Genomic DNA, 24,009 nt, shown 5'->3' with positions numbered 1-24,009 from the left:
ATATCTAAAATTCAACTTGAATAGTCTAAAGATATTGATCTTAATCAATGTATTCATCTGAAAGTCGACGCATAAGTGCATACGAAATCTCCAATGGTATTCAATTCGGAGTACGCCTATGCAACATGTCGCAGGGGAAAATCCCAGGGCGCAGACCACGGCGCTAGCGATGAGTACGACCGCTTTCACAGTGTGTTTTGCGGTCTGGACCATCTTTGCAATCATCGGCATTGAAATTCGATCCGAGCTGGGCTTAAGCGAAACCCAGTTCGGCTTGCTCGTCGGTACGCCGATCCTTACGGGATCGCTGATCCGCGTCATTCTGGGCATCTGGGCGGATCGCTATGGCGGTCGGGCCATCTTCACGCTCACAATGCTGGTCTCGGCGGTTGCCACCTATCTTCTGACCTACGCCACCACCTATCCGCAAATGCTGATTGCAGCGCTTGGCGTTGGCGTGGCGGGCGGGTCGTTCTCGGTTGGCGTTGCCTATGTCTCGCGCTGGTATCCGCCGGAAAAGCAGGGCGTTGCGCTTGGCATTTTCGGCGCGGGCAATGTTGGAGCGGCGGTGACGAAGTTCTTCGCGCCGATGGTCATGGTTGCATTCGGCTGGCATACGGTCGCCGAAGTCTGGGCGGCCGCGATGGTCGTCATGGCGTTGATTTTCTATTTCACCACGAGCGACGATCCGGTTCTGGTCGAGCGTCGGCGCAAGGGCGAAAAACCCGCCAGCACCTTGATGGAGCTGGAGCCGCTGAAGAATATTCAGGTCTGGCGTTTCTCGCTTTACTATTTCTTCGTCTTCGGCGCTTTCGTGGCTCTCGCGCTGTGGCTGCCGCAATATCTGATCCATGTCTATGGCGTCGATATTCGCCTCGCAGGCATCATCGCCGCGTTCTTTTCTGTCCCGGCAAGTCTTTTCCGCGCCTATGGCGGACATCTTTCGGATGTCTATGGCGCGCGCCGGGTCATGTACTGGACCTTCGCCGTCTCGCTGGTCGCGACATTCATACTGTCCTATCCGCCGACGGATTATGTCATCCAGAGCGATAATGGCCCACTGGCCTTCCATGCCGAAATGGGCGTGATCGGCTTCACCATCACCGTCTTCATCCTCGGCTTCTTCATGGCCTTGGGCAAGGCAGCCGTCTTCAAGCACATTCCGGTCTACTATCCGGGCAATGTCGGCTCCGTCGGCGGTCTGGTGGGTATGATCGGCGGTCTCGGCGGCTTCATCCTGCCGATCCTGTTCGGTGTACTTCTGGACCAGACCGGCCTCTGGACGAGCTGCTTCATGCTGCTCTTTGTCATCGTCGCGGTTTCCTTTGCGTGGATGCATGTCTCGATCCGCCAGATGGAGCGAGCAGCCGAGGGCAAGACGACGGAAGAGCTTCCGGCCTTTGCTGAATTGCAGGGCTTGAAGAAAGCCGATGTCAAGCCGGCAAAGGGCGATTCCGTCCTGACCGACTGGCGTCCGGACGATCCGACCTTCTGGGAAGAGAAGGGAAGGAGGATCGCCAAGCGCAACCTGTGGCTTTCGATCCCGGCACTGCTTCTGTCCTTCGCCATCTGGCAGGTCTGGTCCGTGGTGGTGGCAAAGCTGCCGCTGGTGGGTTACCAGTTCACGACCGATCAGCTGTTCTGGCTGGCGGCGCTCCCCGGCATTTCGGGCGCGACCTTCCGCATCTTCTATTCCTTCATGGTGCCGATCTTCGGCGGTCGCCTGTGGACCACACTGACCACCTGGTCGCTGGTCATTCCGGCCATCGGTATCGGCTATGCTGTGCAGAACCCGAATACGCCTTACTTCATCTTCCTGCTGCTGGCGCTCTGCTGCGGCTTCGGCGGCGGTAACTTCGCCTCGTCGATGTCCAACATTTCGTTCTTCTTCCCGAAGAAAGAGAAGGGCAATGCGGCAGCGCTCAATGCAGGCCTCGGCAATCTCGGCGTCAGCGTCGTGCAGTTCGTGGTTCCGCTGGTCATCACTGCCGGTATCTTCGGCAAGCTTGGCGGCGATCCGTCAATGGTTGCGACCGAAGCGGGCAGCACGCCGCTCTGGCTGCAGAATGCCGGCTTCTTCTTCGTGCCGTTCATCATCATCACGGCTTTCGCCAACTGGTTCGGCATGAACGATATCGCGTCGGCCAAGGCTTCGTTTGCCGATCAGGCCGTCATTTTCCGCCGCAAGCACAACTGGATCATGTGCTGGCTCTATACCGGCACGTTCGGCTCGTTCATCGGTTATTCGGCTGGCTTCCCGCTTCTGACCAATATCCTGTTCCCTGAGGTTAATGCACTTCAGTTCGCCTTCCTCGGACCTCTTGTCGGCGCGCTGTCGCGGTCGGGTTCGGGCTGGCTTGCCGATAAATATGGCGGCGGACGCGTCACCATCTGGGCATTCGTACTGATGATGATCGGCGTGGCGGGCGTACTGTACTTCGTCGGCATCAAGGATCAGCCGAATGCGTTCTGGGGCTTCTTTGCTTCCTTCATCCTGCTGTTCTTCGCAACGGGCATCGGCAATGCCTCCACCTTCCAAATGATCCCGGCGATCATGTCGAAAGAGATGGACAGGCTTATGCCCAATGCCACCCCGGAAGAACGCCGTCACGAAGCAGACAAGGAATCTGCGGCCATCACCGGCTTCACCTCGGCCATTGCTGCCTTCGGCGCCTTCTTCATCCCGAAGGGTTACGGCACCTCGATCAGCATGACCGGCGGACCGGAAGCCGCGCTCTGGGCCTTCCTGATCTTCTACGTGACCTGCCTCGTCATCACCTGGGGCGTCTACACCCGAAAAGGCGGTCTGCTCTACGACGTGGAGCACCGCAGCAAACCAGCCGCTGCTGCTGCCTGAAGAAATAAAGTGAGGATATAATCATGAGTCTACTCCTCGATCGCCTGAACTTTCTTGCGCGCAAGAATGTCGGCACCTTCTCGGAAGGCCATGGCGTCACGACCAATGAGAACCGTGACTGGGAAGACGCCTATCGCAAGCGCTGGCAGCACGACAAGATTGTCCGCTCCACCCATGGCGTGAACTGCACCGGCTCCTGCTCGTGGAAAGTCTACGTCAAGGGCGGCATCATCACCTGGGAAACCCAGCAGACGGATTATCCGCGCACCCGGGCCGACCTGCCGAACCATGAGCCGCGCGGCTGTTCGCGCGGGGCAAGCTATAGCTGGTATGTCTATTCTGCCAACCGGGTGAAATATCCGCTGATCCGCTCCCGTCTCCTGAAGCTGTGGCGCAAGGAACGCACGCTGAAAACGCCTGTCGCGGCCTGGGCCGCGATCCAGCAGGACCCCGCCAAGCGTGCCGACTATATGAAGGTGCGCGGTCTCGGCGGCTTCGTTCGCGCAACGTGGGAAGAAGTCAACGAGATCATCGCCGCCGCCAATGCCTATACGGCCAAGACCTATGGACCGGACCGCGTGATCGGCTTCTCGCCGATCCCGGCCATGTCGATGGTGTCCTATGCGGCGGGCTCGCGTTACCTGTCGCTGCTCGGCGGCGTCTGCATGTCGTTCTATGACTGGTATTGCGATCTGCCGCCCGCTTCGCCGATGACATGGGGCGAACAGACCGACGTGCCGGAATCGGCAGACTGGTACAATGCCGGTTTCCTGATGCTCTGGGGTTCCAACGTACCGCAGACCCGCACGCCGGATGCGCATTTCTATACGGAAGTGCGTTACAAGGGCACCAAGTCGGTCGTGGTCTCGCCCGACTATTCGGAAGCAGCGAAGTTTTCCGATCTGTGGCTGCATCCCAAGCAGGGCACCGATGCCGCGCTTGCCATGGCGCTTGGCCATGTGATCCTGCGCGAATATCACCTTGACCGGCAGGTTCCCTATTTCGAGAATTACTGCCGTAAATATTCCGACTTCCCGATGCTGGTCATGCTCTCGAAGAAGGACGGACGTTATGTGCCGGACCGCTTCCTGCGCGCTTCCGACTTCAAGGGCGATCTCGGCGAAGGCAATAATCCAGACTGGAAGACGGTCGCCTTCGACACGAAGTCGGGCGCCTATGTTGCGCCGCAGGGCTCCATCGGCTTCCGCTGGGGTGACGATGGCCAGTGGAACCTCGAAGAAAAGGACGGCAAGGGCAAGGATGTGGAACTTGCCAAGAGCTTCATCGACAAGGACAGCCATGATGCCGTCGCCGATGTGGCTTTCCCATATTTCGGCAACCGCGAGCACGATTATTTTGAAGGCACGGACCATGACAGCGTGCTGGTGCGCAAGGTTCCGGCCCGCAAGCTGAAGATCAAGGGTGGCGACGTCATGGTCGCGACGGTGTTCGACCTGTTTGCCGCCAATTACGGTCTTGATCGCGGGCTTGGCGACGAGAATTCCGCCAAGTCCTATGACGAGGGCCTGCCATATACCCCGGCCTGGGCAGAGAAGATTACGGGTGTCCCGCGCGACCAGATCATTGCTGTCGCCCGCGAATTTGCAACCAATGCCGAAAAGACCAATGGTCGTTCCATGGTCATCCTCGGTGCCGGTCTCAACCACTGGTACCACATGGACATGAACTATCGCGGCATCATCAACATGCTGGTGATGTGTGGCTGTATCGGCCAGTCCGGCGGCGGCTGGAGCCACTATGTGGGGCAGGAAAAGCTGCGCCCGCAGACCGGCTGGACAGCGCTTGCCTTCGCGCTCGACTGGAACCGTCCGCCGCGTCACATGAACTCCACCTCGTTCTTCTATGCGCATACCGATCAGTGGCGCTACGAGACCGTGAAGGTGCAGGACATCCTTTCGCCCACCGCGCCTGAGGGCGCGTGGGACGGCACGATGATAGACTACAACATCCGCGCCGAGCGCATGGGCTGGCTGCCTTCCGCGCCGCAACTCCAGACCAACCCGCTGGAGCTTGCCAAAGAGGCAGCTGCATCAGGCAAGGAGCCGAAAGACTTCATCGCGAATGCTTTGAAGAACGGCACCGTCACCATGTCCTGCGAGGACCCCGACCACGAGGCCAACTGGCCGCGCAACATGTTCGTCTGGCGTTCGAACCTGCTCGGTTCGTCGGGCAAGGGGCATGAGTATTTCCTGAAGCACCTGCTCGGCACGTCGAACGGCCTGCTTGGCAAGGATCTGGGTCAGGAAGGCGCACAGGAAAGCCGCGAGGCGGTGTGGCATGAGAATGCTCCGGAAGGAAAGCTCGACCTGCTGGTGACGCTCGATTTCCGCATGTCCACAACTTGCGTCTATTCCGATATCGTTCTGCCGACTGCCACCTGGTACGAGAAGAACGACCTCAATACTTCCGACATGCACCCCTTCATCCATCCGCTGTCGAGCGCAGCCGACCCGGCTTGGGAAGCACGCAGCGACTGGGAAATCTTCAAGGGTATCGCGAAGAAGTTCTCGGAAGTGGCGCCGGAAGTGCTGGGTGTCGAGAAGGACATCGTTCTTGTGCCGACCCTGCATGACACGGCGGGCGAACTGGCGCAGCCGAAGGATGTTCTTGACTGGAAGAAGGGCGAAGTCGAGCCGATCCCCGGCAAGACCATGCCATCGGTCGTGGTTGTGGAGCGCGATTATCCAAACCTCTACAAGCGCTATACGTCCGTTGGGCCGCTTCTCGACAAGCTGGGCAATGGCGGCAAGGGCATTTCGTGGAATACCGAACACGAGGTCGAGCTGCTCGGCAATCTGAACGGCAAGGTTCAGGAGCCGGGCGCAAGCGAAGGACGTCCGCGCATCTATACCGACGTCGACGCAACCGAGGTCATTCTGTCGCTCGCGCCGGAAACCAACGGTGAGGTGGCGGTCAAGGCATGGGAAGCGCTGTCGAAGTTCACAGGTCGCGACCATTCGCATCTGGCCATTCCCAAGGAAGACGAGAAGATCCGCTATCGCGATATTGTTGCGCAGCCGCGCAAGATCATCTCCTCACCAACCTGGTCGGGCATTGAATCCGAAACCGTCTGCTACAATGCAGGCTATACCAACGTGCACGAGCTGATCCCGTGGCGCACGCTGACCGGCCGTCAGCAGCTCTATCAGGATCACCTGTGGATGCGCGCTTTCGGCGAAGGCTTCTGCGTCTATCGCCCGCCGATCGATACCAAGACGGTCAATCCGGCAATCCGTGAAAAGGCGGACGGCCAGCCGCATCTGGTGCTGAACTTCATCACGCCGCACCAGAAATGGGGCATCCACTCCACCTATACGGACAATTTGTTGATGCTGACGCTCAATCGCGGCGGACCGGTTGTCTGGATTTCGGAGCCGGATGCCGCAAAGGCTGGCATCGTCGATAATGACTGGGTGGAAGTCTACAACGCCAACGGCGCCATTGTGGCCCGTGCGGTCGTCTCCCAGCGCATGAAGGACGGAACCGTCTTCATGTATCACGCACAAGAGAAGATCGTGAATACGCCCGGCTCGCCGCTCACCGGCCAGCGCGGCGGCATTCACAACTCTGTCACCCGCATCATCACCAAGCCGACGCATATGATCGGCGGCTACGCCCACCAGTCCTATGGTTTCAACTATTATGGAACCGTCGGCTCAAACCGCGACGAGTTCGTGGTCGTGCGCAAGCTTGAGAAAGTGGACTGGATGGAAGGTCCGCTTGAAGAAGGCAACCAGAGCTCCGCAGCGAAGGAGGCAGCAGAATGAAAATCCGTGCGCAAATTGGAATGGTGCTCAATCTCGACAAGTGCATCGGCTGCCACACCTGCTCCGTGACGTGCAAGAACGTCTGGACCAATCGTGAAGGCGTGGAATATGCTTGGTTCAACAATGTCGAGACCAAGCCCGGCATCGGTTTCCCGAAGGAATGGGAAAACCAGAAGAAGTGGAACGGCGGCTGGGTTCGCAAGAAGAACGGCAAGATCGAGCCGAAGATGGGCTCCAAGTGGCGCATCCTCGCCAAGATTTTCGCCAATCCGGACCTGCCTGAAATCGACGATTATTACGAGCCGTTCGACTTCGATTATGGCCATCTCCAGACGGCAGGCGAAAGCAAGACCATGCCGACCGCCCGTCCGCGCTCGCTGATTTCCGGCGAGCGGATGGAAAAGATCGAATGGGGTCCGAACTGGGAAGAAATCCTCGGCGGTGAATTTGCCAAGCGTTCGAAGGATTACAATTTCGAAGGCGTGGAGAAGGAAATCTACGGCCAGTTCGAAAACACCTTCATGATGTATCTGCCGCGCCTGTGCGAGCACTGCCTCAATCCGACCTGCGTTGCAGCCTGCCCGTCTGGTGCGATCTACAAGCGGGAGGATGACGGCATTGTCCTGATCGATCAGGAAAAGTGCCGCGGCTGGCGCATGTGCGTCTCCGGTTGCCCCTACAAGAAGATTTATTACAACTGGAGTTCGGGCAAGTCCGAAAAGTGCATCTTCTGCTATCCGCGCATTGAAGCCGGCCAGCCGACCGTATGTTCTGAAACCTGCGTTGGCCGCATCCGTTATCTGGGTGTGATGCTCTATGATGCCGACCGTATTTCAGAGGCCGCTTTCACGGCCAATGAACAGGATCTCTATCAGGAACAGCTCAACATCTTCCTCGATCCGAACGATCCTGCCGTGATCGAACAGGCGCGCAAGGATGGTGTGCCGGAAGCCTGGCTGGAATCCGCCAAGCATTCGCCGGTCTACAAGATGGCGATGGACTGGAAGATTGCCTTCCCGCTCCATCCTGAATACCGCACCCTACCGATGGTCTGGTACGTACCGCCGCTCTCGCCGCTCCAGTCGGCTGCCGCTGCTGGCAAGCTTGGCATGGATGGTCCGCTGCCGGATGTTCGTTCCATGCGCATTCCGGTCCGCTACCTTGCCAATCTTCTGACAGCAGGCAAGGAAGAGCCGGTTATCTCGGCGCTGGAACGTATGCTCGCCATGCGTGCCTATATGCGCGCCAAGACCGTCGATGGTGTTATCGATGAGGCGATTGCCGACCGCGTCGGCATGAGCAGCGCGATGATCGAGGAAATGTACCACATCATGGCGATTGCCAATTACGAAGACCGCTTCGTCATCCCGACCACGCATCGTGAAATCACCGAGGATGCCTATGACGTGCGCGGCTCCTGCGGCTTCACCTTCGGCAATGGCTGTTCGGGTGGAACGTCGACCGAAGACCTGTTCGGCTCCAAGCGCCAGAAGGTCGTCCAGACACCAACGGATATTTTCAGGGAGCAGGTGTAATGAACAAGACCCTGAAAATCATCTCGCTGCTGCTTTCCTACCCAACTGCCGAACTGCAACTCGGCGGCGAGGAACTGAAAAAAGCACTGGCCGGGGAAAAGCTTTCCCCCGGCATCCACAGGCTACTCGACAGCCTTGTCGATTATGTCTGCGACTGCGATCTCTACGAGGCGCAGGAACGTTACGTGCATCTTTTTGACCGCACGCGCTCGCTGTCGCTGCATCTTTTCGAGCATGTGCATGGTGAAAGCCGCGACCGCGGCCAGGCTATGGTCGATCTCATGAAGATGTATGACGACAACGGCTTTGTCGTCGATGCCAAGGAACTGCCGGACTATCTGCCGCTGTTCCTCGAATTCCTGTCGACACGCTCGCCAGAGGAAATCCACGATCTCCTCACCCAGACAGGCCATATCACGGCGGCCATCGGCGAGCGTCTGCGCAAGCGCCAGTCGCCCTATGCCAACGCCTTTGCGGCGCTGCTGCATGTCGCCAATGCCAAGCCGGACAAGAACCTCGTCGGAGAATTGCTTCGGCAAGAGGAAGACGACCCGAACGATCTCGCCGCACTCGACCGCATCTGGGAAGAAGAAGCGGTAACGTTTGGCGGCAATGCGGGCGACAATTCCTGCGGCCCGGACCGGTTGCGGACGCAGATGCGTGCAGCACAGCGCAAGCCCGGCAACCCGTCCAACCCTTCACATATATAGGAGACGGAAAATGGCTTATCTCCATACGTTTCTTTTCGGCATCTATCCCTACATCGCACTGAGCGTGCTCGTGCTCGGTTCGATCTTCCGTTACGACCGCGAGCCCTATACGTGGCGTTCGGGCTCAAGCCAGCTTTTGCGGCGCAAGCAGCTCATGTGGGGCTCGGTTCTGTTCCACCTTGGCGTGCTGTTCATCTTCGCCGGTCATTTCGTCGGCCTGCTGACGCCGATCTGGGTCTTCGACATGCTCGGCGTCAGCCATGAGGCAAAGCAGATTCTCGCTGTCGTGGCGGGTGGCATCGCCGGTGTGATGGCAATCGTCGGCGCCAGCATGCTTGTGCATCGCCGTGTGTTCGACCCGCGTGTTCGTGCGTCCTCGCGGCCATCTGACACGCTGATCATCATTCTGTTGTGGTTGCAGCTTCTGCTCGGTCTCAGCACCATTCCGATCTCGCTGCAGCATCTGGACGGCGGCGAAATGGTGACATTCATGAACTGGGCGCAAGGCATCTTCACCTTCAATCCGGCTGCATCAAGCTACATCACCAATGCGTCGATCATCTTCAAGATGCATATCTTCCTGGGGCTTACCATCTTCCTGCTGTTCCCGTTCACGCGTCTTGTGCATATGCTGAGCGCGCCAGTGCGCTACATCTGGCGTCCGGGCTATCAGGTCGTGCGTGAGCGCAACCATACGGCTCAGCCCTCGCATATGCGTATTCCTGCGGAGTAAGGCTCATGGTGACACTTTTTGACCGGAAGCAGCCAACTGAACAGCCAGCTGAACATTCGCACGGAGCGCTTGCTCATAATACGGGCTACACGACCTATCAGGAGCCGGATACGCGCGTGCCGCCGAAGCCGCGCCCGGTCTTCGATGCGGTGTCAGTCAATGGTGTGGCGATCAACGAAACCGACATTCTGACGGAGGCTCAAAACCATCCGTCGGAAAATCCCGGCGCGGCACTGCTTGCCGCCGCGCGGGCGCTGGCGATCCGTGAGCTTCTTCTGCAGCGTGCGAGGGAAACCGGCATCGTGCCCGAGCACGAGAAGGATGCAGAAGGGCGCAGCGAGACCGACGAGGATGCGCTGGTGCGCATGGTGATCGAACGGGAGGTGGAAGTGCCTTCCGCCACACGCGAGGAAGCCTTGCGCTTTTACGAAAACAACCGACACCGCTTTACCAGTGCGCCTATTCTGGAGGCGAGCCATATCTTGATCGCTGCCGATCCTGCTGACAGCCAAGCCCGTGAGAAGGCCCGCACGACCGCATCCCATCTGGCATCCTCGGTGATTGCCGCGCCTGCCACATTCGCCTCGGTTGCGCATGAATATTCGTCCTGCCCTTCGGGCGCGCAAGGCGGCAATCTGGGTCAGCTCACACGTGGCAGCACGGTGCCTGAATTCGAGCGGGCGCTGGAACGCCTGACACCTGGTGAAATAACGCCAGCCCCGATTGAAAGCCGTTTCGGCTTTCATATCGTACGGCTTGACCGCCGTATCGAGGGCGAAGAATTGCCCTTCGACTATGTTGCCGACAGGATTGCCGGCTGGCTTGAAGCCTCCACCTGGTCGAAGGCCGTGTCGCAATATATCGCGATCCTCGCAGCCGATGCCGACATTACCGGCATCGATCTGCTGTCGAACGAGGGAGCCGAGGCATGAGCCATGAACCGACACTTGCAGCCATCCTGGCCGCAAAGGATGTGCCGGTGGACCAGCTTCTGGCTGGCGTAGCGCATCGGGCGAGGCAGGCAGGGCTGCGCGTGGCGGGCTTTCTCCAGCACCGCGAGAGCAATACGGATGAATGCTGCCGCGATATCGAGATCGAGCATATTGGCACCGGTGTGACGCAGATTATCTCGCAGTCGCTCGGTTCGGGGTCGAAGGGGTGTCGTCTCGATCCAGCGGCCCTTGCCGATGTGGCAGGTTCGCTTCTGGCGGAACTCGATAGCGGCGCCGATATGCTGATCCTCAACCGTTTCGGCAAGGGCGAGACGGAAGGGCATGGTTTCCGCTCCATCATCGAAATCGCCTATGCGCGCCAGATTCCGGTGCTGACTGTGGTGCGGGAAACCTATGTCGAAGGCTGGAACGACTTCGCCGGTGATTGCGGCGTTCTTCTGGCTCCTGATAGCCAGGCAACGCTTGGATGGTTCGACCAGGTGACGGACCCCGACAGCTGTCGGAAGCCGTTTGACGGCGGTCTTTCTGCCGGAATTGCTGCTCTATAAATCGAGCTGGTCGCGACGGTCTTCCGCAATCAGCTTGCGGATCTGATAGACGATCTGGTCTCCATGGGCCTTGCCAAGCAGATCGGCGGTATCCACGTCCCGTTCTTCGATGGCGCGGATCATGTCTTCATGCTCGGTGACGTAGCGCTCGGGCAGGCGATCGGCGAAAGACTGGTAATAGAGGCGCAACAGCCTGCGCCCTTCATCGAGAAGCCTCGAAAAGAAGGTGGTGTAGAAGGGATTGCGACCCGCTTCAGCAATAGCGGCGTGAAAATCGCGGTTGGTCGCGATCATTTCCAGCGCATTTTGTGAACGGACTGCGCGGGCAAAAGCTTCCTGATGCGCACGGATGTTCTCAAGATCCTTGTCGGTCCGATTGCGGGCGGCAAGCCGCGTGGTCACGCGGTACATCAGCGTTACTGCGTCGAAAAATGCGGGCAGGCTCAAAAAGTCGATATTGGACACAACGGTCGAGCGATTGGGAAGCGTGGTTACGAAACCGTCGCTTGCCAGCCGCACCAATGCTTCGCGTATAGGCGTGCGTGACATGGAAAAGCGTTCGGCCAGCTGGTTTTCATCAATGGGGCTACCCGGCGCGAGCGAAAGATCGATGATCTCGTCGCGCAGCACGTCGTAAACCAGCTTGACACCTGAACCCTTTTTCCGGTCGGCTGTCTGGTTTGCGTCGTCTTTGTCCATGATCTTGTCTGTCCTCTGTCGGTGTATTTGCCGCAGCACAACTGCATTCTAACACCAGTTTAAATCTCATCGGTCAAGCAATCCTATCCCGAAATAAAATTTTGGTCGACAAGAAAAATACAAAGTGTATATTTGACTTCAATACAAGGTTCGGCAGACCGATTGTAGATCCAGCCCGCGTGAAGAACGCTCAAGGAAAAACGTCCAAGGAACGACGCTATGACCTCTAATATTTTCTCCGGTTGCATTCCGGCCCTCATGACCCCCTGCAAGCCCGACCGCACGCCGGATTTCGATGCGCTGGTCCGCAAAGGCAAGGAACTGATCGCGAAGGGCATGTCTGCGGTTGTCTATTGCGGTTCCATGGGCGACTGGCCGCTTCTCTCGGATGAGAAACGCATGGCTGGCGTTGAAGCGCTTGCCAAGGCAGGCGTGCCCGTCGTCGTCGGCACCGGCGCTGTCAACACGAAGATCGCTGCCGCCCACGCAGCCCATGCGCAGAAAGTTGGCGCGAAGGGCCTGATGGTCATTCCGCGTGTTCTCTCGCGTGGTTCGTCGATCTCGGCGCAGAAGGCCCATTTCAAGGCGATCCTTGCGGCAGCTCCCGATCTGCCAGCCGTTATCTACAACAGCCCGTATTACGGCTTTGCGACCCGCGCCGACCTGTTCTTCGCACTGCGTGCGGAACATCCGAACCTCATCGGCTTCAAGGAGTTCGGCGGTGCGGAAGCCATGCGTTATGCAGCCGAAAACATCACGAGCGCCGATGACAATGTAACCCTGATGGTCGGCGTCGATACCGGCGTTTTCCACGGCTTCGTCAATTGCGGTGCAACTGGTGCGATCACCGGCATCGGCAATGTGCTGCCGAAGGAAGTCCGGCATCTGGTGGCACTGTCGAAGGCCGCCGCCAAAGGCGATGTCGAGGCACGCAAGCTGGCGCTGGAACTGGAAGCCGCACTGGACGTGCTGTCATCCTTCGATGAAGGCCCTGACCTCGTTCTCTTCTACAAGCACATGATGGTTCTGACCGGCAATCCGGAATATGAGCTGCATTTCAATGAGACGGACAAGCTGTCCGATAGCCAGCGCGGCTATTGCGAAACCCAGCTTAAGCTGTTCCAGACCTGGTATGCCGACTGGCTCAAGCAGGGCAGTGCGGCGGCGAAATACGCTGCCTGAAACGCATACAGATAAAAGAAAAAGGCGCCGAATTCCGGCGCCTTTTTTGTGTCTGGTCAGGATATGGCGTCCAGACCCTTATCCTTCAATTTTCCAGAAGCGCCATTTCGGCAGCCGTAAGCGTGATGCCTTTGGCCAATGAATCGCGGCGGGCGGCAAAGCGGCGCTGCGACGGCAGGCGCGCGCCCTGTCCGGCTATCGCTTCGATCAGGATTTCGCCGCGCTCCTGCGGATTGCCGCGACCACCTGCCATGCGGGCAGGGTCGAAGGCAATGATGAGTTCGCCATGGCGCGGCGCCAGCGTCGTCGTGCCAAGGAAATCGAGCGCCTCGGGGCTGGTGAAATCACCGATCATCACACCGGCCAAAAGTTCGATCATCGTGGAGATGGCCGATCCCTTGTGCCCGCCAAATGGCAGCATCGCGCCTGCAAGGGCGGCTTCCGGATCGGTCGTGGGATTGCCGTCTGCATCGACGGCCCAGCCTTCCGGCAGCTGCTTTCCGGCGCGACGGTAGAGTTCCAGTTCGCCACGTGCGGCAACGCTGGTCGCAAAGTCGAACACATAAGGATAATCGCCGGAGCGGGGCCAGCCGAAGGCAAAGGGGTTGGTGCCGAGAAGCGGCTTCGTTCCGCCAGCGGGCGCAACGGTGGCATAGCTCGGGCACATGGCCATTGCCGCAAGCCCCTGTTCGGCGAGTGCTTCGACTTCCGGCCACAAGGCCGCGAAATGGGTGCAGTCGTTGATCGCCAGCGCCGCGACGCCGAGCTTGCGTGCCTTCTCGACGAGGGCAGGCGTACCGCGCTCGAACGCCAGATTGGCAAAACCGCCCTTGGCATCGACGCGAACGACGGCGCTGTCATCGGTCGTGACGACCGGATCGGCATCGGCGACGACCTTGCCGCTCTTCAGCGTGCGCAGGCAGCCTTCGATACGGTAGACACCATGTGATTTGCAGCCGTCGCGCTCACCCGCCACAATCGTCTTGGCAATGGCTGTGGCATGATCGGCGCTGAAACCTGCCTTGTGCAGGATTTCTCGCACAAGCCTGGCGAGTTCTTCTGTCGAAATCGAAATAGTGTCGCTCATTCTGTCATTCCTTGCCAATTCTCGGGGGCCGTTCTTAAGGGGGCAGTGCTGGGCTGTAATAGGCGTGAAGGCGAGTATCGCTCGTTGAATGCATACAAGATGCATGCAGGCTTGTCATGTCGCGCAGGCTGGCCGGAGGCTGCGGCAAAAGGGCTGGCGGGCACATCGAATGGTGCGATGGTGGAATGCAGAAAATCAAACAGTTTTATTCTGAGCGTCATTATCATGAATAACTTCACCTGTTTGATCCAGATCAAAGAGGTTGGCAGGCGACAGGTCTAAACCCCATTACGTGGCGTGTTGAGGCCGAGACGGCAGGTGCGCCAATCGTTGGAGATCAGGACAAAATGCGTAACATCGCGATCAAATTTGCTGCCGCAGGCATCCTCGCCATGCTGGCTGCCCCCGCTCTTGCCGAAAATATCGAAGTTCATATGCTCAACAAGGGCGCCGAGGGCGCCATGGTTTTCGAGCCTGCCTATATCAAGGCCAATCCCGGCGACACGGTCACCTTTATTCCGGTGGACAAAGGACATAATGTCGAATCCATCAAGGACATGATCCCTGAAGGTGCCGAAAAGTTCAAAAGCAAGATCAACGAGAACTATGTGCTGACGGTTACCCAGCCCGGCGCATATCTGGTAAAGTGCACACCGCATTATGCCATGGGTATGATCGCGCTCATCGCTGTCGGTGACAGCCCGGCCAATCTCGACCAGATCGTTTCGGCCAAGAAGCCGAAGATTGTTCAGGAGCGGCTGGAAAAGGTCATCGCCAGCGCCAAATAAGAGCGCCAAATAAGATTGACCGAAAACTCTCGATGAGCCGAACTTGAACCGGCTTCATGACGAGGACATCATGACCAGACAGCCAGGCCTGCAGGCAGTACCTGCTGCGATGCCATCCGATCAAAAAGGTATGCCGCGCGGACTGAAAATGACCGGTCCCGTCCTCCTCAGCTATGGCTTCCGCCCATTCTTTCTGGGCGGAGCCATATGGGCCGTTCTGGCCATGCTCTTCTGGATATTGTCACTGACACTCGGAATGCCGCTCGGCGGCTCCTATGGCGGGTTGAACTGGCACGCCCATGAAATGGTGTTCGGTTTCTCCTCTGCCGTTCTGGCAGGCTTTCTGCTGACAGCCATTCCGAACTGGACGGGAGGCTTGCCGGTATCTGGCACACCGCTCGCCATTCTCTGCGGGGTATGGCTTGCCGGACGGCTGGTCTTTCTGGAGCCTGACCTGATCGATGTGCACTTTGCAGTCGTTGTCGAAAGCCTGTTTCTGCCCTTGCTGCTTTTCATCTGTGCGCGGGAAATCATTGCCGGGCGCCAATGGAAAAACCTGAAGGTACTGGTTGGCGTGACGACGGTGATGGTTGCCAATCTTGTCTTCCATTATCTGATCCTGACCGACGGCGACGTGGCATTGGCCAACCGCATCGGGGTCAGCGCCTATGTCCTGCTGGTCATGGTGATCGGCGGGCGCATTGTGCCAAGCTTCACCCGCAACTGGCTCAACAAGATGGGGCGGACACGCTTTCCGGTGTCTTTCAACCGCTATGACGGTTTCAGCATTCTTGTCGGAGTGGCTGCCTGCATCGGCTGGATCGCCGCTCCTGATCAGACGATAACGGCGGTGCTGGCGTGGATCGCAGCCCTGTTTCACATCGTGCGGCTTTACCGCTGGCGGGGATGGTCTGTGGCGCGGGAAAAGCTGCTGCTGGTTCTTCATGTCGCCTATGCGTTCATCCCGCTCGGTTTCATCGCCATCGGTCTTTCCGCCATTGATCGCCTCAACCCCTATTCCGCCTTGCATGTCGTGACTGTCGGCGCAATCGGCTGCATGATGCTGGCGGTCATGACGCGGGCCACCCGCGGCCATACCGGGCGCGAACTGACTGCCTCGCCCGTCACACAGGTCGCTTATCTTTGCCTTGTCGCGGCAGCGCTGATCCGTCCGCTGGCGGAAGTCATGCCGAATTTCTTCCATACCATCCTCGCAGCATCGGCTTTGCTCTGGATGGGTGCTTTCGGACTCTATGTCCTGGAATACGGTCCGATGCTGTTGCGTGAGAGACGCCAGCGCATGGCCGGGGCGTAATCCGCCTCATTTCGATACCATTATAAAGCGCAGTCCGTGGTGATCTACGGGCTGCTTTTTTGTGTTTCGAGAGGTGAGTCGCGACGCCAGAGCTGCGATTCGGCCGGTCTGAAGGGCCTGAAACAGGGGTGTGGAAAGAAAAATCACACTCAAGATCACATTTAAATCGTTATAATGTTATGGCCGTATTGTTATGCTTTTGAAACGGTGTTACCGGAATTGGTGCCTGAGAGGCTGGCCTTAAAAGGACTGCGAAATCTCAGGCAGCACGAGCGCGATGCGCTCTGGCTTAGTTGTTTTACGCATATCGGCACCGAACCGGGTTTCGTCTGCCGGACATGCTCAAGGCTTTGCTTTTGGCAAGGAGGTTGCCGCCGATGAATTTCACCCCGCCCGTATCAGATATGCTGCAACTCGCCAACTGCATTCGCGCTCTCTCGATCGATGCCGTCGATGCCGCCAATTCCGGCCATCCGGGAATGCCGCTCGGCATGGCTGACGCCGCAGCCGTTCTGTTCTCGAAGCATCTGAAATTCGACGCATCGGCTCCCAACTGGGCGGACCGCGACCGTTTCGTGCTCTCCAACGGTCACGGCTCGATGCTGCTTTACAGCGCGCTCTATCTGGCGGGCTACAAGGATGTGTCCATCGATGAGCTGAAGAACTTCCGCCAGTGGGGTTCGAAGACCGCCGGTCATCCGGAATATGGTCATACAGAAGGCGTTGAGCTGACCACCGGCCCGCTCGGTCAGGGTCTCGCCAGCTCTGTCGGCATGGCAATCGCCGAACGCGCGCTCGCCGACCAGTTCGGCAAGGATATTGTCGATCACCGCACTTATGTGTTCTGCGGCGACGGCTGCCTCATGGAAGGCGTGGGACAGGAAGCGATCTCGCTTGCCGGTCACCTTCGCCTCGGCAAGCTGATCCTGCTTTATGATGATAACGGCATCACCATCGACGGCAGCACGGAAATCGCCTTCACCGACGATATTCCCGCCAAGTTCAAGGCTTGCGGCTGGAATGTCGAAAAGGTCGACGGTCACGATCACGACGCCATTGATGCGGCGCTGACGCGCGCCAAGGCTCAAGCCGACCGCCCGACGCTGATCGCGCTCAAGACTGTCATCGGCTATGGTTCGCCAAATCGCGCCGGTACGAGTGGCGTGCATGGCGCGCCGCTGGGTGCCGCGGAAAACGCCGCCACCAAGGCAGCACTCGGCTGGACGGCGGAAGCTTTCGAAATCCCTGCACCGTTGCTCAATGCCTGGCGTGAAGCCGGTGCGCGTGGCGTTTCGGAACGTGAAGCATGGCAGAAGCGCGTTGATACGCTGCCTGCAACCGAACGCGCCGAATTCGACCGTCGTATTGCCGGCGTTCTGCCGGAAGGCTTTGCGGCAGTTGTCCACGACGCCAAGCAGCGCCTCCTCGACAAGCCGCTGAATGTTGCGACCCGCAAGGCAAGCCAGATCGCGCTTGAAAGCCTGACGGCAGCCCTGCCGGAAATGATCGGCGGTTCGGCTGACCTTACCCATTCGAACCTCACCCGCGTTCCTGCCGTCGACAGCGATTTCACGCCGGAAAAGAGCGGTCGCTATGTCAGCTACGGTGTGCGTGAATTTGCAATGGGCGCGGCTATGAACGGTATAGCGGTCCATGGCGGTTTCATCCCTTACGGCGGCACCTTCATGGTGTTCTCCGATTACGCCCGTAACGCCATCCGCCTTTCGGCGCTGATGGGCGTGCGTGTCATTCATGTGCTGACACACGACTCCATCGGCCTCGGCGAAGACGGCCCGACCCACCAGCCGGTCGAACATCTGGCCAGCCTGCGCGCCATGCCGAACCTTCATGTCTTCCGTCCGGCAGACACGATTGAAACGCTGGAATGCTGGGCTGTGGCGGTTTCTGATCCGCATACGCCTTCGGTTCTGGCCCTGTCGCGCCAGAACGTGCCGCAGCTTCGCACCGATAATGGCGAGAACCTTTCCGCACGCGGCGCCTATGTGCTGCGTGAGGCGAAGGGCGAACGTCAGATCACGCTGCTTGCCACGGGCACGGAAGTCTCGCTCGCAGTGAAGGCCGCCGAAAAGCTCGCAGAAGAAGGCATCGCAACGGCGGTTGTCTCCATGCCGAGCTGGGATCTGTTTGAAAAGCAGGGCAAGGATTACCGCAAGGGTGTTCTGGGCGATGCGCCGCGCATCGCCGTCGAGGCCGCAGGCAAGTTCGGCTGGACACGTTATGTCGACAGCGAAGACGACGTGATCGGTATGGATGGCTTCGGCGCTTCTGCACCTGCTGAAGTGCTCTATGAAAAATTCGGCATCACGGCCGAGGCGATTATCGCCCGCGCCAAATTCTTGCTGGAGCAGGGCAAATGACGATGGCTGGCAATTTTTCTCCACTGGTTCTGGTGGGCGATAGCGATCGCGTGGAAGCAGAAGCGGTCGGCGCCTATCTCGACAACTGGGCTGGCAAGGACGGCTTGCGTCTTGCGACCGCCGACGCCATCAAGGCTATTCTTGCTGGCGCAACGCGGCTCGCCGGTCGCATTGCACGCGGTTCGCTTCCCGGCGATCCGGGCAAGCTTGTCGGCGTCAACAGCGATCAGGACCAGCAGAAGTGCATTGATGTCGGTTCGCACAATCTGTTCGTCGAGCTGCTGATTGCGGCGGGTGCAGCCTCCATTCTTTCGGAAGAAGCGGACCTCCCCGTAGCAGGCAAGGCCGATGGGCTGATTGCCGTTGCCATCGATCCGCTTGACGGTTCGGGCAATGTGGGTCTCGGCGCACCGCTTGGCACGATTTTCTCGGTTTTCCCGGCAGATACGGCTGAGCCGTTTTTGCAGCCCGGCAACCGCCAGATTGCAGCCGGTTATGTTTCCTACGGCAATTCGGTCGATCTCGGCTTTTCGGTCGGCGAGGGCGTGATCTTCGCGACCTTCGATCCGGCAAGCGGGATTTTCCATATCACGCGCCGCAATGTGACACTGCCGGAACGCACGTCCGATCTGGCGTTCAACGCATCCGTCCAGCGGCATTTGTCCGCTGGTATGCAGGCCTATGTCAACGACGCATTCCTTGGAAAGGATGGTCCGCGCGGGCGTAACTTCAACATGCGCTGGCTCGGTGCTGCGGTGGGCGACATGCACCGCATCATGCAGCGTGGCGGTTTGTTCTTTTACGTGAATGACAGCCGCCCCGGCTACGAAAAGGGCCGCTTGCGGCTCGTCTACGAAGCCAATCCAATTGCTTTCCTCGCCCGTGAGGCGGGTGGCAAGGCGACCGACGGTTCGAGATCCATTCTCGATATCGTCCCGCAAACCTATCACGAGCGCAGTGCGCTGGTGTTCGGCGTGGCCGAAGAGGTGGATATCCTCGGCGAATATTTCGCGAAATAACCTGATCTGACATCGTCTGGAGCATTGGAAATGCTCCATCCATTGTTTTTACGCGCATCTTGTTCCGAAAACCGTTTCACACTTTTCGGGATGCGCTCTAGGAGGCTAGAAATGGCGCGCATTACGCTGCGGCAATTGCTCGATCACGCCGCTGAAAAGGGTTACGGCGTCCCGGCATTCAACATCAACAACATGGAACAGGCGCTTGCCATTATGGAAGCGGCGGATGCCGCCGATGCGCCGGTGATCCTGCAGGCTTCGCGCGGCGCGCGTTCCTATGCAAACGACATCATGCTCCGTCATATGATGGATGCGGTGACGGAAATCTATCCGCATATTCCGGTTTGCGTGCATCTGGACCACGGCAACGAAGCCGCCACCTGCATGACCGCCATCCAGGCAGGCTTTACCTCCGTCATGATGGACGGTTCGCTCAAGGCTGACGGCAAGACGCCTGCCGACTGGGACTACAATGTTTCAGTCACGCGTCAGGTCAGCGAGATGTCGCATCTCGGCGGCATCTCGGTGGAAGGGGAACTCGGCGTTCTGGGTTCGCTCGAAACCGGCATGGGCGATGCAGAAGACGGCCACGGCGCGGAAGGCATGCTGTCGCACGACCAGCTTCTGACCGATCCGGACGAAGCCGTGAAATTCGTGCGCGAAACCAAGGTCGATGCACTGGCAATCGCCATGGGCACGTCGCATGGCGCTTACAAGTTCAGCCGCAAGCCGGACGGTTCCGTGCTCGCCATGAATGTGATCGAGGAAATCCATCGCAAGCTGCCGAACACGCATCTTGTCATGCATGGTTCGTCTTCTGTGCCGGAAGAGCTGCAGGAAATCATCAACAAATACGGCGGCAAGATGAAGCCGACTTGGGGCGTTCCGGTCGAGGAAATCCAGCGCGGCATCAAGCATGGCGTACGCAAGATCAACATCGACACGGACAACCGCATGGCGCTGACCGGCCAGATCCGCCGCGTCCTGCAGGAAGATCCGAGCGAATTCGATCCGCGCAAGTACCTGAAGCCTGCAATGGCTGCCATGACCAAGCTCTGCAAGGAGCGCTTCGAGCAGTTCGGCACTGCCGGTCATGCTGCCTCGATCCGTCCGATCCCGCTTTCCGAAATGGCAAAGCGCTATCGCGATGGTTCGCTGGACCCGAAGTTCAGCTAAATTCTGCTGTTAAACCAAGTCTCGCTGAGACTTGGTTAAGCCCGTGCGGCGACTGAGCATCTTCAGGGCGTGATGCGTTAGCATCTTAGCGCCCTGCTATAAGCCAAAAGAAAAGCGGCCTGATGGCCGCTTTTTTGTTTTCAAGAAACTGAATAATCAGCCCTTGTTGTACTTCGCGTCAACTTCGTTGATCGCGTTGACATTGCCAGCCGAACGGCCGTTTTCGTCAAAGGTCTCAGCGAGGAAGGCGTCGGCAATGGTCTTGGCCACTTCCGAGCCGATGACGCGGGCGCCCATGGTGATGATCTGGGCATTGTTGGAAAGCGCTGCGCGCTCTGCCGAATAGGTGTCATGCGTCAACGCAGCGCGGATGCCCGGAACCTTATTGGCTGCAATGCATACGCCGATGCCGGTGCCGCAAACGAGGATGGCGCGGTCATAGGTGCCGTCGAGAACGGCGGAAGCCACGCGGTCGGAAAGGTTGGCGTAGAATGTATCTGCGCCGGCGTCTGTGCGCGAGATTTCCGAAACCTCGAAGCGATCCTTGAGGTGATCGGCGAGAACCTTGGCCAGACCTTCGCCGGCGCTGTCGCCTGCTACTGCTACTTTCATCATATTGCTCCTTAATTAGCTCGAGTCTTGGCGGCACACTTGGCCAGAATGTCGAGATAACCTTCGACGTTCCATGCCGAGCGACCGATGAAAAGCCCGTCAATGTGCGGGCAGGCGATCAGCTCTTCGCAATTGCCCGGATTGACCGAGCCGCCATAGAGGCAAGGCACACGACGACCGAGCACGCTTTCTGCAACCGCGATGATTTCCGCCTGGCGCGCATCGGCATATTCCGCCGATGCCGGGATACCATTTTCGCCGATGGCCCAGACCGGCTCATAGGCAAACAGGATTTCCGCCTGCTTCTGGTCACCGGAAAGCTTGGAAAGTGCACCGCGCACTTCTTCCTCAAGAACTTCCGCGGCGCGTCCGCTTTCGCGGTCTTCCAGCGTCTCACCGATACAGATGAGCGGGATCAAACCGTGGCGCACCGCAGCTTCGACCTTGAGGCCAACCGTTTCGTTGGTTTCACCGAAATGTTCACGACGCTCGGAATGGCCAAGCTCGACGATATCTAGATTGCAGTCCTTGAGCATCAGCGGCGAAATCTCGCCGGTCCATGCACCCTGATCGGCCCAATGCATGTTCTGCGCGCCGACCTTGACGGAGGTGCCGGACAGGATTTCCTTTACTTCGCGCACGGCGGTAAAGGGAGGGATGACGAAACGCTGAATGTCGGTCGAGCGGCTTGCATCGGCAGCTTTCAAGGCTTCGGCGAAAATGCGGGCCTCGGCCAGCGTCTTGTTCATCTTCCAGCTGGTGCCAATCCAGATTTTTGTCATGCTCGATTTTCGTCCTCTAGGTTTATGCGCAGTCGTCAGCGATGGTCAGTGCAATGCCCGCCTGTTCAAGATCGGCCAGTACGGTCGCGTCGGGGGAGGCATCGGTTATGATCGCGTCAAAATCGGAAAGATCAGCCATGACATGCAGGGCAGGGCGTCCGAACCGCTGGTGATTGACCAGAAGGCAGGTGCGGGCGGCGGATGCCGTCATCGCGCGCTTGGTGCGAACAACATTCTCATCCATGTGATAGACGAGCTTGCCATTGACTGCAGGCGAGGAAATGAAGGCGATGTCGGCGCTCAGATGCGACAGGGCCCCTTCCGTCAGGATACCGAAAAACGCATTGAACTTGGCTGAATAGGTTCCGCCGAGCGCAATCAGATTGATCCCGTTCTCGCCCTTCAGCTCATCGATGATGACGGCATTGTTGGTGATGACTGTCAGCGGGCGCTTTTCCAGAAGCATGCCGCCAAGGACAGCCGCCATGGAGCCGTCATTAATCATCACCGTCATGCCGGGTTCAACAAGCTCAAGCGCGGCGCGGGCCATTTTCTGCTTCGCTTCGCCGTCCTGCCGTTCGCGGAAGCGGAAATCGCTTTCAAATTGTGTGCCGGTATCGATTGTCGCGCCGCCGCGTACTTTGCGCAGCACGCCGGTATGTTCCAGCGAATCCAGATCGCGATGGATCGTCATTTTTGATACGGCAAACCGATCCGCCAGATCGTCGAGGTCGACGGCCTGATTTTCGATCAGAAGGTTTATAATCGCCTGTCTTCTGTCGTCGCGCTTCACGCTCTCGTCCGATCTTATTGGCGGAACATTTTCTGCGCGAAGTTAGATCACAAAATCACAAAATAATCCATTGCAAAAATGTTATTATGTTATTTTCCGTTCGGCTGCTCAACGAGCGTCTTTGCCGTGCGTTCATCGGTGATGAGACCGTAAAGACGACCGCTTTTCAGCACGGCGCGGATGGCTTCCGCCTTGGAAATTCCACCGGCAAGGCCCACGATTCGGCTCATATCCGCGTTTTCCACCGATGCTGCGATGGTGCGGGCCGTCAGCGCGGTTTCAAGGCGCTGGCCATTGGCGTCAAAGAAATGGCCGAGCATTTCGCCAACACCGCCGAGGTTGGCGATCTCTTCGACCTCGGCCAGTTCTATCATGCCGGATGTGACAAGCTGCGCCTGTGCATCGACCGTGCCGATGCCGACGATCTTCAGTTCAGCCTGACAACCCATGTCGAAAACGGTGGTGACGCCGCGCTGCGCGAGCAGCACTTCGCGGTCTTCTGCCGTGTTGGCGAAGAAGGGCACCGGCATCACATAAGCAGGCATACCGGTCTTTTCGGCGATGCGGTGCATCACATCATGCGGGTTGGCGGCGAAATTGCGCGTCAGGCCGCCGAGCAGCGACACGAAGCGCAGGTCATTGGCGACGACGCGCGGCATATAGTTGACTGCAGCTGAAAGCGTGCGGCCATGCCCGATGCCGATGACTTCATGGTCGCCATGCTCGATCTCGCGGCGCAGAAAATCCGCACCCGCATGGCCAAGCGCCATGAGCGGCAGGCCTTCCTCACCGATGTCGGGAACGACTTCGCAATAGTCGAGGCCGTACATATCGGCGAGACGATTTTCGAGGTCGATACATTCGGTAATGTCGCCGTCGATACTGACCTTCACCGCACCGTCGGCGACGGCTTTGGCAATAAGGCGATGCGCTTTCACGGAGGGCAGACCAAGGCGCTTCGCAACGGCTGACTGGGTCATGCCCGCCACGAAGTGAAGCCATGCGGCGCGCAGCGCCAGTGAATCGTCAGCATCTGCCATTGAAAGCGGTCCGG

Annotated in this window: 18 protein-coding genes and 1 pseudogene; 13 read left to right on the top strand and 6 right to left on the bottom strand. The window is 58.5% G+C overall.

The window, feature by feature from the left end; genetic code table 11:
• Positions 1-118 precede the first annotated feature (118 nt).
• From LJ361_RS09135 to LJ361_RS09105, 7 genes are read left to right on the top strand one after another with little or no spacing between them, the layout of a single operon-like run.
• Positions 119-2,857 (top strand): nitrate/nitrite transporter, encoded by a 2,739-nt coding sequence (locus tag LJ361_RS09135; RefSeq protein ID WP_036587126.1) that lies wholly within the window; start codon positions 119-121, stop codon positions 2,855-2,857.
• Positions 2,858-2,880: 23 nt separating this feature from the next.
• On the top strand, positions 2,881-6,645 hold the full coding sequence (locus LJ361_RS09130) for a nitrate reductase subunit alpha (protein WP_151614591.1): 3,765 nt from the start codon (positions 2,881-2,883) through the stop codon (positions 6,643-6,645).
• Positions 6,642-8,180, top strand: coding sequence for a nitrate reductase subunit beta (gene narH / locus LJ361_RS09125; RefSeq protein WP_264813382.1), 1,539 nt, complete (start codon positions 6,642-6,644; stop codon positions 8,178-8,180). The genes LJ361_RS09130 and narH overlap by 4 nt, the downstream gene beginning before the upstream one ends.
• On the top strand, positions 8,180-8,890 hold the full coding sequence (narJ, locus tag LJ361_RS09120) for a nitrate reductase molybdenum cofactor assembly chaperone (RefSeq protein ID WP_010660854.1): 711 nt from the start codon (positions 8,180-8,182) through the stop codon (positions 8,888-8,890). The genes narH and narJ overlap by 1 nt, the downstream gene beginning before the upstream one ends.
• A 10-nt stretch (positions 8,891-8,900) precedes the next feature.
• Positions 8,901-9,623: a respiratory nitrate reductase subunit gamma gene (gene narI, locus LJ361_RS09115; RefSeq protein ID WP_010660855.1), complete on the top strand. Its 723-nt coding sequence runs from the start codon at positions 8,901-8,903 to the stop codon at positions 9,621-9,623.
• 5 nt (positions 9,624-9,628) lie between these two features.
• A complete protein-coding gene (locus tag LJ361_RS09110; RefSeq protein ID WP_151614592.1) occupies positions 9,629-10,555 on the top strand; it encodes a peptidylprolyl isomerase in 927 nt (308 codons plus the stop codon).
• Complete coding sequence (locus tag LJ361_RS09105; RefSeq protein WP_235916883.1) at positions 10,552-11,124, top strand: DUF2478 domain-containing protein; 573 nt, start codon at positions 10,552-10,554, stop codon at positions 11,122-11,124. Before LJ361_RS09110 ends, LJ361_RS09105 begins: the two co-directional genes overlap by 4 nt.
• Here the strand turns inward: LJ361_RS09105 and LJ361_RS09100 are convergent.
• Complete coding sequence (locus LJ361_RS09100; protein ID WP_006468363.1) at positions 11,119-11,823, bottom strand: GntR family transcriptional regulator; 705 nt, start codon at positions 11,821-11,823, stop codon at positions 11,119-11,121. The two genes, LJ361_RS09105 and LJ361_RS09100, sit on opposite strands and share 6 nt — an antisense overlap.
• Before the next feature lie 219 nt (positions 11,824-12,042).
• On the opposite strand from LJ361_RS09100, the gene LJ361_RS09095 reads away from it, so the two are divergent.
• Positions 12,043-13,005: a dihydrodipicolinate synthase family protein gene (locus LJ361_RS09095; protein ID WP_264813378.1), complete on the top strand. Its 963-nt coding sequence runs from the start codon at positions 12,043-12,045 to the stop codon at positions 13,003-13,005.
• A gap of 56 nt (positions 13,006-13,061) precedes the next feature.
• Here LJ361_RS09095 and LJ361_RS09090 read toward each other — a convergent pair.
• Positions 13,062-14,092: pseudogene (locus LJ361_RS09090) on the bottom strand (Ldh family oxidoreductase).
• 347 nt (positions 14,093-14,439) lie between these two features.
• On the opposite strand from LJ361_RS09090, the gene LJ361_RS09085 reads away from it, so the two are divergent.
• The 5 genes from LJ361_RS09085 to fba all read left to right on the top strand — a co-directional run bounded on the left by LJ361_RS09085 (position 14,440) and on the right by fba (position 20,768).
• Positions 14,440-14,880 carry a pseudoazurin gene (locus tag LJ361_RS09085; protein ID WP_010660860.1) on the top strand — a complete coding sequence of 147 codons (441 nt, stop codon included), beginning with the start codon at positions 14,440-14,442 and terminating at the stop codon, positions 14,878-14,880.
• Positions 14,881-14,950: 70 nt separating this feature from the next.
• The gene (locus tag LJ361_RS09080; protein WP_029928125.1) at positions 14,951-16,195 is read left to right on the top strand and encodes an NnrS family protein; all 1,245 of its coding nucleotides are present in this window, start codon (positions 14,951-14,953) and stop codon (positions 16,193-16,195) included.
• Between the two features lie 377 nt (positions 16,196-16,572).
• A complete protein-coding gene (gene tkt / locus LJ361_RS09075) occupies positions 16,573-18,573 on the top strand; it encodes a transketolase (protein WP_264813377.1) in 2,001 nt (666 codons plus the stop codon).
• A complete protein-coding gene (locus LJ361_RS09070; protein ID WP_010660863.1) occupies positions 18,570-19,592 on the top strand; it encodes a class 1 fructose-bisphosphatase in 1,023 nt (340 codons plus the stop codon). The genes tkt and LJ361_RS09070 overlap by 4 nt, the downstream gene beginning before the upstream one ends.
• Positions 19,593-19,703: 111 nt before the next feature.
• Positions 19,704-20,768, top strand: coding sequence for a class II fructose-bisphosphate aldolase (gene fba / locus LJ361_RS09065; protein WP_151614593.1), 1,065 nt, complete (start codon positions 19,704-19,706; stop codon positions 20,766-20,768).
• Positions 20,769-20,924: 156 nt separating this feature from the next.
• Here the strand turns inward: fba and LJ361_RS09060 are convergent, their stop codons facing one another.
• The 4 genes from LJ361_RS09060 to LJ361_RS09045 form a co-directional block, all read right to left on the bottom strand.
• Positions 20,925-21,380: an RpiB/LacA/LacB family sugar-phosphate isomerase gene (locus LJ361_RS09060; RefSeq protein WP_029928121.1), complete on the bottom strand. Its 456-nt coding sequence runs from the start codon at positions 21,378-21,380 to the stop codon at positions 20,925-20,927.
• An 11-nt stretch (positions 21,381-21,391) separates the two neighbouring features.
• Entirely contained in the window at positions 21,392-22,162 is a 771-nt protein-coding gene (locus LJ361_RS09055; RefSeq protein WP_029928118.1) for a triose-phosphate isomerase, read from the bottom strand.
• Between the two features lie 22 nt (positions 22,163-22,184).
• A complete protein-coding gene (locus tag LJ361_RS09050; protein WP_029928117.1) occupies positions 22,185-22,955 on the bottom strand; it encodes a DeoR/GlpR family DNA-binding transcription regulator in 771 nt (256 codons plus the stop codon).
• A gap of 89 nt (positions 22,956-23,044) precedes the next feature.
• Complete coding sequence (locus LJ361_RS09045) at positions 23,045-23,995, bottom strand: sugar-binding transcriptional regulator (RefSeq protein ID WP_010660868.1); 951 nt, start codon at positions 23,993-23,995, stop codon at positions 23,045-23,047.
• Between the last annotated feature and the right edge of the window lie 14 nt (positions 23,996-24,009).

The sequence above is a fragment of the Brucella sp. JSBI001 genome, from assembly GCF_026014005.1.
GTDB lineage: Bacteria > Pseudomonadota > Alphaproteobacteria > Rhizobiales > Rhizobiaceae > Brucella > Brucella anthropi.
The sequence above is the reverse complement of the archived record's forward strand: the minus strand, read 5'-3'. Positions and strand labels throughout refer to the sequence as shown.

Coding starts and splice junctions, on each gene's coding strand:
- LJ361_RS09095 (WP_264813378.1), top strand. CDS start 12,043: ATGACCTCTAATATTTTCTCCGGTTGCATTCCGGCCCTCATGACCCCC.
- LJ361_RS09060 (WP_029928121.1), bottom strand. CDS start 21,380: ATGAAAGTAGCAGTAGCAGGCGACAGCGCCGGCGAAGGTCTGGCCAAG.
- LJ361_RS09135 (WP_036587126.1), top strand. CDS start 119: ATGCAACATGTCGCAGGGGAAAATCCCAGGGCGCAGACCACGGCGCTA.
- narH (WP_264813382.1), top strand. CDS start 6,642: ATGAAAATCCGTGCGCAAATTGGAATGGTGCTCAATCTCGACAAGTGC.
- LJ361_RS09100 (WP_006468363.1), bottom strand. CDS start 11,823: ATGGACAAAGACGACGCAAACCAGACAGCCGACCGGAAAAAGGGTTCA.
- LJ361_RS09070 (WP_010660863.1), top strand. CDS start 18,570: ATGACGATGGCTGGCAATTTTTCTCCACTGGTTCTGGTGGGCGATAGC.
- fba (WP_151614593.1), top strand. CDS start 19,704: ATGGCGCGCATTACGCTGCGGCAATTGCTCGATCACGCCGCTGAAAAG.
- LJ361_RS09080 (WP_029928125.1), top strand. CDS start 14,951: ATGACCAGACAGCCAGGCCTGCAGGCAGTACCTGCTGCGATGCCATCC.
- LJ361_RS09130 (WP_151614591.1), top strand. CDS start 2,881: ATGAGTCTACTCCTCGATCGCCTGAACTTTCTTGCGCGCAAGAATGTC.
- tkt (WP_264813377.1), top strand. CDS start 16,573: ATGAATTTCACCCCGCCCGTATCAGATATGCTGCAACTCGCCAACTGC.
- LJ361_RS09045 (WP_010660868.1), bottom strand. CDS start 23,995: ATGGCAGATGCTGACGATTCACTGGCGCTGCGCGCCGCATGGCTTCAC.
- narJ (WP_010660854.1), top strand. CDS start 8,180: ATGAACAAGACCCTGAAAATCATCTCGCTGCTGCTTTCCTACCCAACT.
- LJ361_RS09110 (WP_151614592.1), top strand. CDS start 9,629: ATGGTGACACTTTTTGACCGGAAGCAGCCAACTGAACAGCCAGCTGAA.
- LJ361_RS09055 (WP_029928118.1), bottom strand. CDS start 22,162: ATGACAAAAATCTGGATTGGCACCAGCTGGAAGATGAACAAGACGCTG.
- narI (WP_010660855.1), top strand. CDS start 8,901: ATGGCTTATCTCCATACGTTTCTTTTCGGCATCTATCCCTACATCGCA.
- LJ361_RS09105 (WP_235916883.1), top strand. CDS start 10,552: ATGAGCCATGAACCGACACTTGCAGCCATCCTGGCCGCAAAGGATGTG.
- LJ361_RS09085 (WP_010660860.1), top strand. CDS start 14,440: ATGCGTAACATCGCGATCAAATTTGCTGCCGCAGGCATCCTCGCCATG.